The sequence below is a fragment of the Desulfopila sp. IMCC35006 genome (genome assembly GCF_005116645.1).
Lineage (GTDB): Bacteria > Desulfobacterota > Desulfobulbia > Desulfobulbales > Desulfocapsaceae > Desulforhopalus_A.
In genome coordinates, this window is the sequence record NZ_SWCM01000003.1 from 149,638 (window position 1) to 162,078 (window position 12,441).

Annotated in this window: 11 protein-coding genes; 1 reads left to right on the plus strand and 10 read right to left on the minus strand. The window is 53.4% G+C overall.

Features of this window, described 5'->3' with window-relative positions; all coding sequences use genetic code 11:
- Positions 1-47: 47 nt before the first annotated feature.
- From FCL47_RS06900 to FCL47_RS06920, 5 genes are read right to left on the minus strand one after another with little or no spacing between them, the layout of a single operon-like run.
- The gene (locus FCL47_RS06900; RefSeq protein ID WP_136812752.1) at positions 48-3,680 is read right to left on the minus strand and encodes an FAD-dependent oxidoreductase; all 3,633 of its coding nucleotides are present in this window, start codon (positions 3,678-3,680) and stop codon (positions 48-50) included.
- Positions 3,677-4,558, minus strand: a complete 882-nt coding sequence (locus FCL47_RS06905; RefSeq protein ID WP_136812753.1) for a CoB--CoM heterodisulfide reductase iron-sulfur subunit B family protein — start codon at positions 4,556-4,558, stop codon at positions 3,677-3,679. The genes FCL47_RS06900 and FCL47_RS06905 overlap by 4 nt, the downstream gene beginning before the upstream one ends.
- Positions 4,555-5,118 (minus strand): 4Fe-4S dicluster domain-containing protein, encoded by a 564-nt coding sequence (locus tag FCL47_RS06910; protein ID WP_136812754.1) that lies wholly within the window; start codon positions 5,116-5,118, stop codon positions 4,555-4,557. The genes FCL47_RS06905 and FCL47_RS06910 overlap by 4 nt, the downstream gene beginning before the upstream one ends.
- Positions 5,108-6,658: an ATP-binding protein gene (locus FCL47_RS06915; protein ID WP_136812755.1), complete on the minus strand. Its 1,551-nt coding sequence runs from the start codon at positions 6,656-6,658 to the stop codon at positions 5,108-5,110. The genes FCL47_RS06910 and FCL47_RS06915 overlap by 11 nt, the downstream gene beginning before the upstream one ends.
- A 6-nt stretch (positions 6,659-6,664) precedes the next feature.
- Positions 6,665-7,558, minus strand: a complete 894-nt coding sequence (locus tag FCL47_RS06920) for a methylenetetrahydrofolate reductase (RefSeq protein WP_136812756.1) — start codon at positions 7,556-7,558, stop codon at positions 6,665-6,667.
- A gap of 321 nt (positions 7,559-7,879) precedes the next feature.
- Between FCL47_RS06920 and FCL47_RS06925 the strand changes: the two genes are divergently transcribed.
- Positions 7,880-8,248, plus strand: a complete 369-nt coding sequence (locus tag FCL47_RS06925; protein ID WP_136812757.1) for a hypothetical protein — start codon at positions 7,880-7,882, stop codon at positions 8,246-8,248.
- Positions 8,249-8,328: 80 nt separating this feature from the next.
- Here FCL47_RS06925 and FCL47_RS06930 read toward each other — a convergent pair whose 3' ends face one another.
- The 5 genes from FCL47_RS06930 to FCL47_RS24355 form a co-directional block, all read right to left on the minus strand.
- The gene (locus FCL47_RS06930; RefSeq protein ID WP_136812758.1) at positions 8,329-9,366 is read right to left on the minus strand and encodes an energy-coupling factor ABC transporter ATP-binding protein; all 1,038 of its coding nucleotides are present in this window, start codon (positions 9,364-9,366) and stop codon (positions 8,329-8,331) included.
- Positions 9,356-10,060: an ABC transporter permease gene (locus FCL47_RS06935; protein ID WP_136812759.1), complete on the minus strand. Its 705-nt coding sequence runs from the start codon at positions 10,058-10,060 to the stop codon at positions 9,356-9,358. Before FCL47_RS06935 ends, FCL47_RS06930 begins: the two co-directional genes overlap by 11 nt.
- 278 nt (positions 10,061-10,338) lie before the next feature.
- Positions 10,339-11,232 (minus strand): substrate-binding domain-containing protein, encoded by an 894-nt coding sequence (locus tag FCL47_RS06940; protein WP_136812760.1) that lies wholly within the window; start codon positions 11,230-11,232, stop codon positions 10,339-10,341.
- 3 nt (positions 11,233-11,235) lie between these two features.
- Positions 11,236-12,174 carry a helix-turn-helix transcriptional regulator gene (locus tag FCL47_RS06945; protein WP_136812761.1) on the minus strand — a complete coding sequence of 313 codons (939 nt, stop codon included), beginning with the start codon at positions 12,172-12,174 and terminating at the stop codon, positions 11,236-11,238.
- Between the two features lie 51 nt (positions 12,175-12,225).
- Positions 12,226-12,402 carry a hypothetical protein gene (locus tag FCL47_RS24355; RefSeq protein ID WP_153306358.1) on the minus strand — a complete coding sequence of 59 codons (177 nt, stop codon included), beginning with the start codon at positions 12,400-12,402 and terminating at the stop codon, positions 12,226-12,228.
- Between the last annotated feature and the right edge of the window lie 39 nt (positions 12,403-12,441).

The following is a 12,441-nucleotide window of genomic DNA, read 5'->3' on the forward strand; positions in this document are numbered from 1 at the left end:
CCGCAACGCTTTTGGGCGGGGTGGAACTTCTCGCAACATCAAAAAAATCAGGACGCACTGTACGACTCAATCTTCGCCCGTATATTCCTGTCGTCATACCGGCCCATGGTAATGGTCTTGGCCGGACATTCGGCCACACAGATGCCGCAGCCCTGACAGAGGGCCGGATTGATCTCCGCCGAATGCTGATCGTTGATAAACGGCACCCCATAGGGGCAGGCCCGCACACAGGTCAGACAGACCGCGCAGTTGGTCGGATCGACCCTGGAGACAATCCCCGACATCTTCAGGCTTTTTTTCGACAAAAGCGTTGCCACTCGTGCCACCGCGGCCTGGGCCTGAGCGATTGTCTCGGTGCTGCTTTTGGGGCCATGGGCCGTACCGGCCATGAACAGCCCTTCACTGGGCAGATCGACCGGCCGCAGCTTGGCATGGGCCTCGATAAAGAAACCGGCTTTGTTTCTCGGCACCCGCAGCATGGAGGCAAGTTCCTCGGTATCCCTCGACTTCATGCCGGTTGACAGCACGAGCAGATCGGGCTGCAACCGAACCGGCAAGCGAATGGACGGATCGGTTACGGTAATGTCGATCCCGGCCTCGCCAGCGTTGATCGTGACCGGATTCGTCTCCGGATCAAAACGAATGAAATTTATGCCCGCCTGCCGTGCCGCCCGGTAGTCTAATTCCCCCAGGCCGTAACAGCGCATATCGCGGTACAGCACGTCGACCCGGGCTTTGGGAAACATCTCCTTAAAACGCAGGCCATTTTTTACCGCATGATTGCAGCAGACCCGCGAACAGTAGGCCAGATGCTCCTCATCGCGGGAGCCCGCGCACTGCAGCATGACCACGCTGGGGTGATGCCGGGTATCGAGGCTGCCGTTTTCCAGCACAGCGCCGAAATCGGTCTGGGTCATGACGTGGCCAAGCGTGCCCAGGCCGTGGATTTCCGGCCGGTATTCCTCTGCCCCCGTGGCAACGAGGATCGCGCCATGCTTCAGCGTCCTGGTAGCTCCGGAAGGCATAACAATATCTGTCTGAAAAGAGCCGACAAAGCCGGACTGCTCCACCACCTCGCTGCTGGTGAAGACCCTTATTCGCTCATCGGCAGCAATTTTTTCGGTTAATGTCTGCAGGAAGTCAGAAAATTTACGGCCATCAACGCTCCGCTGAAGGTTCAACAGCTGGCCGCCCAGCTGCGCTTCCCGTTCAACCAGATAGACCCCAAAACCCTGGCGGGCCGCCTCCACCGCCGCAGTCATCCCGGCAACCCCTCCGCCGACGATAAGCAGGCGGGCATCGACGGCAAACTCCAGCTCGTCCAGGGGTACTCCGGCGGTGGCATTGGCGACCGCCATCCTGGTCAGTCTTTTCGCTTTTTCCGTAGCCAGGTCCGGGTCGTTGGGATGGACCCAGCTGCACTGGTCGCGGATGTTGGCCATATCAAAAAAGTATTTATTCAATCCGGCCTGCTGCAGGGTCGACTGGAAAAGCGGTTCGTGGGTCGTCGGCGAGCAGGCGGAGGTGACCACCCTGTTCAAGCGGTGCTCCCCGATGATCTCCCGCATTCGTTCCTGGGAATCCTGCGAGCAGGTATAGAGGGGATGTTCGGCGTACACCACCCCGGGCAGGGTTCTGGCGTATGCGGTCACCGCATCGACGTCGACCACCGATGCAATATTGGTACCGCAGTGGCAGATGAAGACCCCTATGCGCAGTTCGTCGTCCGGCCCCGGTGTCCGCTCGGGAGGGAGCGCATCAATGGTGATCAGGCTGCCACGGGCCTCGGCGAGACTGGCAGACGCTGCTTCGGCGGCGGCCGAGGCCTCGCAGACCGTCTCCGGGATATCCTTTGGTCCCCCCGCGGCCCCACTGACAAAGATCCCCGGCCGGGAGGTCGCCAGGGGCTGATAGCAGTCGGTGACGGCAAAACCATAACGATCAAGCGCAATATCCAGTTTACGCGCCAGTTTTTTGGTGGATTGCGACACCTGGATGCCAACCGAGAGCACCACCATATCAAAGACTTCTCTTTGTCTTTTGCCGGATTCGTCGACATAGCGCAGCTCGAGGTCCCCGGTAAGCGGATCCTCAAAGACCCTGCTGACCATGGCCCTGACATAGCGAACCTTATGTTCTTTGGCGCGGTTCACATACTGGTCAAAGTTTTTCCCGAAGGAACGCATATCTATATAGAAAATGGTCGGCTCGATGGCGGAATCGTGTTCCCGGGCAATAAAGGCCTCTTTGGTCGCGTACATGCAGCAGACCGATGAGCAGTAATCCCGGTCGCAGGAATGGTCGCGGGAACCGACGCACTGGATCCAGGCAATTTTCTGTGGGTGCTTTCCGTCACCCGGCCGGGCAACCGTTCCGGAGGTTGGGCCCGAGGCGGACAGGAGCCGTTCGAACTCGATGCTGGTCAGTACATTTTTATACAGACCATAACCGAACTCCCCGCGCACCCGGGCATCAAACACCTCGATCCCCGGGGAGAAGATGACCGAGCCGATATCTACTGTTGTTTCGACCTCACGGTGATCATAGTGGATGGCCCCGACGCCGCAAATTGTCGCGCAGGTCCCGCAGGCACCGCTATTGAGCTGCACACAGCTCTTCTCATCAATCACCGGAACCCGCGGCACTGCCTGGGGGTAGTGAATGTTGACCGGTTTTCGTCCGTTCAGCCCTTCGTTGAATCGATTGAGCAGTGGTCGCGGCGTTCGGCTGGTCACCTGGTCGATGGAGAGATAGTTTACCGGACAAAGCGACACACAGGCCCCGCAGACCTGACAGATATCGACCCCGGCCTCGATACCTTCCTCGACCATCTTCAGCGCGCCAATGTTCATCACTTTTTCGCAAGCAATTGCGCACAGACCGCAGCGGATGCAATCTTGAGCTTCAGGTCCGGCAAACTCTTTCTTCAGACTTACTGATCTGGCATATACGGCGGCGCCGATACTTTTTTCCAGATCAGGTGCATCAGCAACCTTGATCGCCAGGAATTTTTCCGGACAGGCCACCAGGCAGGCGCCGCAGCCGGTGCATTTGGCCTGGTCGATGACCGCCTTCTGCTTTTTCTCCCAGCTGATCGCCCCATGCAGGCAGGCCCGGTGACACATGCCGCACATGGCACAGGCCTCGTCATCGACGGTAAATGTCCATTTGTGTGCGGAGGTCGGCTGCGGCAGTCCCGGCCCCTTAATAACTCTTTTTACCTTCGCCTTGGCCCGGCTCTTTTTTTCTCCCTCCGCCGGCACTTCCGGAAAATAAGACAGCTGGGTAACCGGGCAGACAAATTCACAGAGTCCGCAGCCGGTACAGGCACCAACATCGACATAGCGGGCATGGCGGACGATGGTTGCGGTAAAACTCCCGGCATTACCCGTGAGCTCTTTTACCTCACTATGGGTAAAGAGCTCGATATTTTTATGGCGCCCTACCTCGACCAGTTTGGGGGAGACGATGCACATGGAGCAGTCATTGGTGGGAAAGGTCTTATCCAGCTGGGCCATCTTGCCGCCGATTGCCGGGGAACTCTCCACCAGGTAGACCTTGATTCCGGCATTGGCCAGATCAAGGGCCGACTGCATACCGCTGATACCGCCGCCGATAACCATGACCGCACCGGTTGGACTTTGCATGCTGCCTGAAAAAGTGCTGAGGTTTCCTGTCATCGCGAATCCTCCTTGCTGCTTGACGCTTCCCCGACTCCTGTCACGGCACGCGACAGGACTGTCGGGGAGACCAGATGAACCTTCTGCTGCCTGACGGGATAGCTGCCGCTGAGCGCGGCGGCGATCAGCTCGGTGGCGTAAAATACCGGCATTCCCGCATCCGGCCCTCCCTCAAGTGTCTGGCGACTTTCGACATTGGCCTGACACATCGGACAGTCGGTCACCATTGCACCGGCACCGGCCCTTTTGGCCGCCGTGACGATATCACCCACCAGCTTTTCAGCGATGTCGGGCCTGGCCATGGTCAGACTGCCGGAGCAGCATTCGGTCCGGTGCGACCAGTTTACAGGTCTGGCCCCAACAGCGGCAACGATCCGCTCCAGGGTTTGCGGCATCTCCCAGTCGACGGCGTCGGTTACCCGCGGATTACGCAACGACAGACAGCCGTAATAACAGGCGATGGCCAGCTCATCGAGGTGACAGACAACCTGCTCTTTTATCGCGGCAAGTATCTCCGCTTCCGCCAGCAAGGTGCTGATATGAATGATCTCAAACGCTGGTGAATATTTCGTGGCATCCACATCCCAATACACCGGATTTTCCCGCAGGGCCTTGTCCGCCGCCTTCAACCTCTGAAAACAGGCGGCACAGGGGACAAGGATGTCGTGTCCTGCCTCGGCGGCGAGCAGCAGGTTGCGCATGGGCAGACGCAGCCCTATCTCATGGTCGGTCATATGGGCGGACGATGCCCCGCAGCAGTTCCAGTCGGGAATATCAACCAGCTCGACCGCAAGTTTAGCGCAGATTTCACGTACCGAATGATCGTAATCAAGCGCTGTTCCTTCCAGGGAACAGCCCGGGTAGTAAGAGAGTTTCATCGGTCATACTCCTTGCCCTTGCCGGAAAATATTGCTTTAATTTCGGCTTTATTATCAATCGAATGAGGGACCAGCTTGAGTTTGCCTTTCAAAAACATATTCAGGCCAAGTTTCATATCACCCATCAGATCTTTGGATTTGATCTTGTAATTGGCGATCATGCCGATCTCATACGCCTTGCCCCACCTGCCCACTGAGCCGAGAAACGACCGATGAAAGAGGGGGATCCGCGGCTCGGCCGGCGCTATGTTTTTTCTTAAGGCCAGCTCTCTTAAGACATCCATCAGGTGCGCGATCTCAATTTCGTTCGGGCATCTGGTGGCACAGGTTTCGCACGCCGCGCACAGCCAGATGGCATGGCTGTGCAGCAACCGGTCTTCCTGGCCGTAGGCGGCGAGCCGGACAACTTCCATGACATTCAGATCGAAAAAGTCGCCGATGGGACAGCCGGCAGAGCAGCGTCCGCACTGATAGCAGGCCTGTACGTCAATATTTCGCGTACGCAGTTTACCGAGGAATTTTTCACTCCGTTGATCCGGGGAAATACTGTTATTCTCCATGGTTCTCTCCAGTCAAAGTTTCCATGACCACCGGAAACCTAAGGGTGAAGGTAGTTCCCGTTTCAGGCGAAGATGTGACCCTGATGGAACCTTTATGTTCCTTGACTATCGCATAGGAAACTGACAGCCCAAGCCCGGTTCCTTCGCCCGCTGCCTTGGTGGTAAAAAATGGATCGAAGATTTTTTCCAGTAGGCCGCTGTCGATCCCCGGCCCCGAGTCCTGGATGGTTATCTCGTTGATATCCTGATTGGCCCTGGTTCTGCTGGTAATGTGCAACCGGCCCTTGCCGTCCATGGCCTGGGCCGCGTTGACCACGATGTTCATCACCACCTGATTGAGCCTGATGGCGTTGCCGTAGATGGGGGGAAGATCCGGGCTCAGCTCCCGAATAATCTGCACATTTTGAAAAAGTGGCTGGTGCTGCAGGATGGTCAGTGTTTTGACAATGACCTCGTTGAGATTGACCGGTTCCATCTCATACGTCGTCTGGTGGGAGAATTCCAGGAGGTCGGCGACGATGACCTTGCAACGCTCCGCTTCATGGATAATAGTCTGCAGATCGCTTGCCAGCGGATGATCGGCGCCCAGCTCCTCTTGCACCAGATTGGCATAGAGCATGATTCCGGACATCGGATTGTTGATTTCATGAGCGACTCCGGCGGCAAGACGCCCCAAACCCGCCATTTTTTCCGACTGCAGCAGCATCCGGTGACTCTGCTCAAGGTCTTCTTCGATCTGCTGCATGGCCCGGAGATCGGTGAACAGGCCAAAAGTGGCAATCTCCTGGCCGCGGTCGTAAATAATGCCCCCGGAAAAACTGACCGGAATATCGTGCCCATCCTTGTGTTTGACATTCAGTTTGTGCCGCAATAACTTGCCGTTGCCGCCGAAATGGCTGCTGCGCATTCTTTTGATCAGCTCGTAGGCAACCCCTTCATTGTACAGCTGAGTGACGTGCAGGGATTTGATATCTTCGTTGTTATAGCCGAGCAGGGACTGGGCCTCCTGATTAAAGAGCATGATACGCCCTTTCATATCGGAGGCAATTATCGAATCGACAGAACTGTCTATCAGGTTGTGGAAAAAGGCGTTACGCCGCCTGAGCTCCCCTTCAAGATTTTTTTGCTGGGTGATATCTATGAGATAAACGAGATAATACGAGGTGTCGGCTGGTGGAAAAACCACCACCCCGCTGAGAATGGTGCGTTCCCCGTTTCTGATGAATTCTATTTCATGACGGAGCTTCTCACCGTTTGCCTTGCCGCGCTGTTCAAAATGGTCCCTGATGAGGAGGAAGAAATCGCCATTATCTTCTCCCAGCAGGGTGCGTAAGCCCTCGCCGTCAATCTTACCATACGAAACCCCGAGGAATCTGCTCGCCGCCGGATTGGCATGGATGACCAGATGATCGTGGCCAACCACAATGACGCCATTCGGCGTCTCTTCAAGGATGGTATGCAGATAATGATAAGGTCCCAGATCCCTGACCAGGGAACCGGCATCCCTGTTGGCTGTTGACAGAAGCGCTAAGCTGTTCATGGCGTTCTAGCGACCAATAGAATCCAGAAATTCCGGTAATCTGTCCCTCCATCCCATCGCATTTAACACAACACCTTCGCCGAGCGGCGCCAGTTCGCGGATAAGATCGGCTGCCGCCTGCATTCCGGCGTCTTTTTTAACCGGAGCCTCCATCATTTTTTTCAGAAATTCCTGAGGAATTGACGGGACTCCCCGCAAGTTATTGAGATAGCGGACCATGGTGACGGATTTCAGGAACATCACCGAGGTAAACAGTCTGATGCCGGTCTGCTCGGCAAAAGGAATAAACTGCTCCACAATATTCAAGTCATAGGTCGGCCCCAGGGTGACCGATTGCACGCCGTACTGCCCCAGTTGTTTAAAGAACTCAGCCCGTTCCCGGTTAAAATTGACATCATCGGAGAGATCGATCGCCACGCCGATATCAAAGGCTGTGGCCCCATCCAGAGACTCACCGGCCAGATCGTGGCCGTTATTGAGGGCAGAGACGCATTGCAGCATGGAAACCAGATCAAGATCGCCGCTCGACCTGACAACCGGCTGATCACCTTCCGCCGGGTCATGCCCTTCCTTGATGACGATCTTGTTGATGCCGAGGGCGGCAGCCGAAAGAAGATCGGCCTGAAAGGAAATCCGGTTTCTATCCCTGCCGGTGATGATCATTTCCGGCTCAAAACCTTTTTCCTTGAGCGCCAGGCAGGGAGCTATGGGCGCCATGCGCATGATCGCATGTTCACTGTCGGTCACCCGTGCACCGTCCACCCGCCCTCTCAGCTGCAACGCGGTATCGAGAAAACTATTCAGCCTCACCCCCTTAGGTGGATCAATCTCGGCAATGAGTGTATACTTGTGTGGAGAATTTTTAGCGGCGGGAGTACTGGTTTTTTGTGCGGCGTCCATTGAACCTCCTGTAAGATGAGAATGAGTAGTGTCTTAGGGAGAGTGGAGATTGCATGTATCGATACCAGCGGCCAGGTCAAGTCAAAGAAGACGACAAGCCACAAAGGCCCTAGTATCAATTTCATTTAACAAACTATTCAGTGCAATTTCAAGATAAAAAATCAATCTTGCCTTGCCTGAAGATGAATAACAATTCAATTACTTAGCCTGAAACGCTCCAGGGCAAACCAATTGTCGCTGAGAAAAAAAAATGGCATTTTGAAAGGATTCGGGTAGTTTGATGCAAAAAATGAGTCTTGTTTACTGAGAGAAGAGATGAGTATGGAAAAAGAACAGGTATTTAAAACCTGTCCTATGTGTGGAAAAGATTGGCGATGTCGGGAGAGCTTTCTGGATGATCCGGAATTGAATTTCAATGGATACCAACCGGATTTTAGCGCCATTGAGCATGGTATATTTTACTTCACCCATGAGATTTCGGTGTGCGGATCGACAATGGCTCTGAAGGCAGAGACATTTCTCCCCCTCTTTCAGGGCAGGAAATACCGGGAAAACAAACAACTTTCGGAAGAATGCACGAAGAAGTGTCTCAACCAACAAGACCTTGATCGCTGCCCGGCACATTGCATGTTTGCCTTTGTCCGTGAGGTGTCGCAGATCATCAAGGACCGCTCACACCGGGTGAACTGACTCCACAAGAGCAGGGCCTTGGCTGTATCTTGTCGTTATTAATGTAAAAAAAGACAGGCTCTCAGGAGTAAGGCCCGAAATTACCTGGTCAGATTGATCCGGCGGCAATACATACTGCTGTGCGGAATGAAAATCTGCATTTTCTCGCCGATACCCGGTTTTTCCTGACGATACTGCGTCATGGGAAGCACCAGAACCAGACGAACCCCCACATTAATAACGACGCGAATCCGACCGCTGTCCTGAGCAAGATCGGTGATATGTCCGCTCAACAGGTTTCCTTCGGCGGGATTGGTTGTTTTGGGATTAAGAATAACTCCGTTCGGATCGATCTGGAGCTTGGCAGTCTGCACCGCATCAGGCAGGATATGGTGCGGCAGGGTAAGAAACAGCTGGCCGGTTAGTTGGCAGACGAGGGTATCTTCGCGACGCTCGACAACCGTCACCCGGTAAATATTCTCGCTGGCGACATCAGCGAGTTCCCCGTTTTGCAAAAGCAGCGTCTGGTGGGCAAGCCGCTGCCCCTGGGCGAGGTAATGGGTTGAGAAGATGACGGAAGCTTTATGTTCCTGATTAATTTTGTCGATAATCTTGAGAATAATCTCCTGATTCTCATTGTCCACATTAGCCGTCGGCTCATCGCAAAGCAGCACCTCGGGCTGTAAAACCAAGGCTCTTGCCAGAGCGACTCGCTTTGTCTCTCCGCCGGAAAGCCCTTGGGCGTCATAGTCGGCAAAACGCTCCATACCAACCAGTTCCAGTGCCTCTTCAATCCGCTGCCTGCGTTCCGTTCTGGCCACCTTGCGCACCTGCAGTCCAAATTCGACATTCTGCCGGACTGAGCCGGTAAACATGATGGGGGTCTGATCAAGAAGGACCACCTGCCTGCGCAGAGCATACAGCTGTTTTTGATCAAAACTCACCTCCTTGTCGAGAAAGTGCATCCGGCCGCTGCTCGGCTGATCCAGAAAGGCGAGAATCTGCAGCAGACTCGTCTTGCCGGCACCATTTGGACCAATCAGGGTGTAGATCTGCTCCGGCTCTATGTCGAGCTTGTCGATATGCAGCACCGTACGGTCGCCATGTTTTCTTGTGAGATTTTCCAGGCTATAGAGCATCGTTTCCGGTCCGACCCTGCAAAAGATGAAACAGCATATTAATGACAAAGGCAATAGTCATAAGAGTTATGCCAAGGGCGACGGACAGGACAAATTCCCCCTTATCATATTCCAGTGCCATGGCTGTCGTCATAGTCCGGGTGAATCCCTTGGCGTTCCCGCCCAGCATCATGCTGATACCCACCTCGGCTATTACTCGGCCAAAGGCAGCGATAACCGCGGCAAAAATACCGTATCGGGCCTCTTTAAGAATCACCAGGGCCATCTGGTACCGGGTGGCGCCGAGGGTAAGGGCTGTCAACCGATAACGCTTGTCAATGCGGCTGATCGCGGCAATAGTCAGGGTCATAATCACCGGAACTATCAGAATCACCTGACCGATGACCATCGCCTTCTGGGTATAGAGCAGATCAAATGACCCTAAAATACCACGCCGGGAAATAAAAGAGTAGACCAGAAGACCTATAACCACTGTCGGCAGGGCCAGCAGAGTGTTGAGAACTGTCAGCACCATCCGCTTCCCGGGAAAAACCGCATAAGCAACAAGAAAGCCTCCGGGAATACCAAGAACAGAAGCGATTAACGTAGCGGAAAAACTCACTTTGAGCGATACCATGACGATATCAACCAGCTCCGCATCAAAAGACATAAACAACAGCAGAGCTGACCGCACACTGTCAAAAAGTAGATCCATCGGCTGCGTATACTCCGTAACTATTTAAAAATAACCGGGCTATGAACAACAAAGGAGGTCTATGCGAACATAGCCTCCTACGACGTGTCTTTATAACATAAATACCTTGCAGAGTATTTGCCTTTTTTCCTGGAAAATACTCTGCAAGGCATATTCCCGGCGCGTAGAACATTGCCCAAAACATCCTTCAAGGAAGTAATGCCCAGCACATCCGACCGGAGAGTATTACAAGTCATCCCGGCTGTATCCCAGTCCGCCGGGATTCAGATCCTGCGAAACTACATGGCATCCGGGAAGAAAAGCTGCTTGCCTTCAAGACGGTAGCCACCGATCAGCTTCTGTCCCCTCTCAGAGATGATCCAGTTGACAAACTGCATGGCCAGATCATTCTGGATCTGCGGATATTTTGCCGGATTGACGGGGATGATACCATAGGGGTTGGCCAGGGCATCACCACCTTCGGAGAGAATTTCGAGGTCAACCGCGGGGGTCTTGCCGTATTTATATTTGATATAGGTACCCCGATCAGTCATGGTATACGCTTGTTTTTCTTCGGCAAAGGTAATGGTTTTGCCCATACCCTGACCAATCGACATATACCAGGCCTTGGAATTGGCGGGCATCTTGTAACTGATTTCTTTCTCTTTACCCTTATCGACTATTTTTTGCGTATGGGTGGTAAGAGCGATGCCGGATTTTTCCCAGAGAGACTGTTCTTTGGTGTGCGTACCACTATCGTCGCCACGGGAGATAAAGGGTACCTCGGCAGCGGCAATCTTCTTGAAAGCCTGCGCTCCATCGGATATACCCTTTATCGCTGCCGGGTCGGCGGCGGGACCGATAATGACAAAATCATTGTGCATTACCGGATATCTCTTGGTACCAAAACCATCGGCGACGAATTTATCTTCCCGGCTCTTGGCGTGGACAAAAATAACATCGACATTACCGTCTTCTCCGTCCCGTATGGCCGCACCCGTTCCTTTAGCGATGACCTTTACCTGTATGCCGGTATCTTTGGCAAACTCGGGCAAAAGCACATCAAGCAGACCTGAAGACTGGGTACTCGTCGTCGTCGACATCTTTAATACCTTCTCGGCGGAATAGACATTTCCTGTAAACCCGCCCAGCAGAAAGAACACTCCCAACCAGATTGCCATCTTTTTCTTCATATTTTACTCCTCATTTTTAAAATTATCGGGAAAGAGCATTTTCCCACATAACGAAACATCGTACCCTTCAAATGTACCGGCCAGCTGCCGGAAAGATTCCTCATGGAGCAGGCCGATAAAACTCTGAATTGTCCGCTCAAAAAAGCGTTCCCGCAGAATAAGCAGATCAAATCTTTCCCAGCGAAGCGGGACAAAGTCAAGCCCCAGCAGACCGGCTACAGCCCGAATGGCAGGGGCGGCGTCCGCATGACCGGAAAAGATTTCCAGCCCGGCATCCAGATGACGCGAAACCTCCTTGCCATATCCGGATATCTGCCCGGAGGAGATTTCCGATTTAGCAATTTCGTAATCGAGCAACAGCCGGGTTCCCGTGCCGAGCGGACGATTGACAATAGTCACATCTTTCCGGGATAAATCGGCCACCCCGGTGATTCCCTTCGGATTGCCTTTCTGAACCAGCAGTCCCTGCTGTCGTCGGCTGAAATTAACAAAGACCGGCGCCTTATCAAGTTCCTGATTGGCAAAATCAAAATTATATTCTTCATTGTCGTCCTGGAGCAGGTGGCATACTCCGATATGACAAATCCCCCGCCGCAGACTTTTCAAGCCACCCATACTGCCAAGATTGGCAAAAAACCCGACGGTACCGGGATCTTTAGCATGGAAAAGCGACAGCGTTTTTTGAAAAAGCAGATCATCGCTCCCTGCCAGGAGCAGAATACCCTCATCCGAAGAGCTGCCAAACCCAGGCTTTCGGTAGTTAAGAATATGCGTTTCCAGCCAGTCTTCAACAAGTCTTCGGGGGAAGAGCCACTTGCCGGTAATTTTCGTTGCCGGCAGCCCCTTATCATTGACGAGAGAATAGACCATCTTGTCATTGACATGCAGCAGCTTTGCCACTTCTTTGGTGGTGAGAAATTTTGCGTTCTGAATATCAGTCATCGTGCCTTTTCTTCTCCTTGAATACACAGTTCTTCCGCTGCACTCAATTACTCAAACCGACAGTTTTTTTCCAGCCTTAGCCGCCACAGCCCCCCACAATAACCAAAACCAACCAATACTGACACCTGCTGCACCGCATACGCCAAGTATCGCGATTTCAACAAAAAAATCCATAATTTCAAAGAGTAGTGCAATTTTCTTGTTTTTAATACAAAGTTCAATGTACAATACTACACATATGTTCCACGACAATACACCACTGGAGAA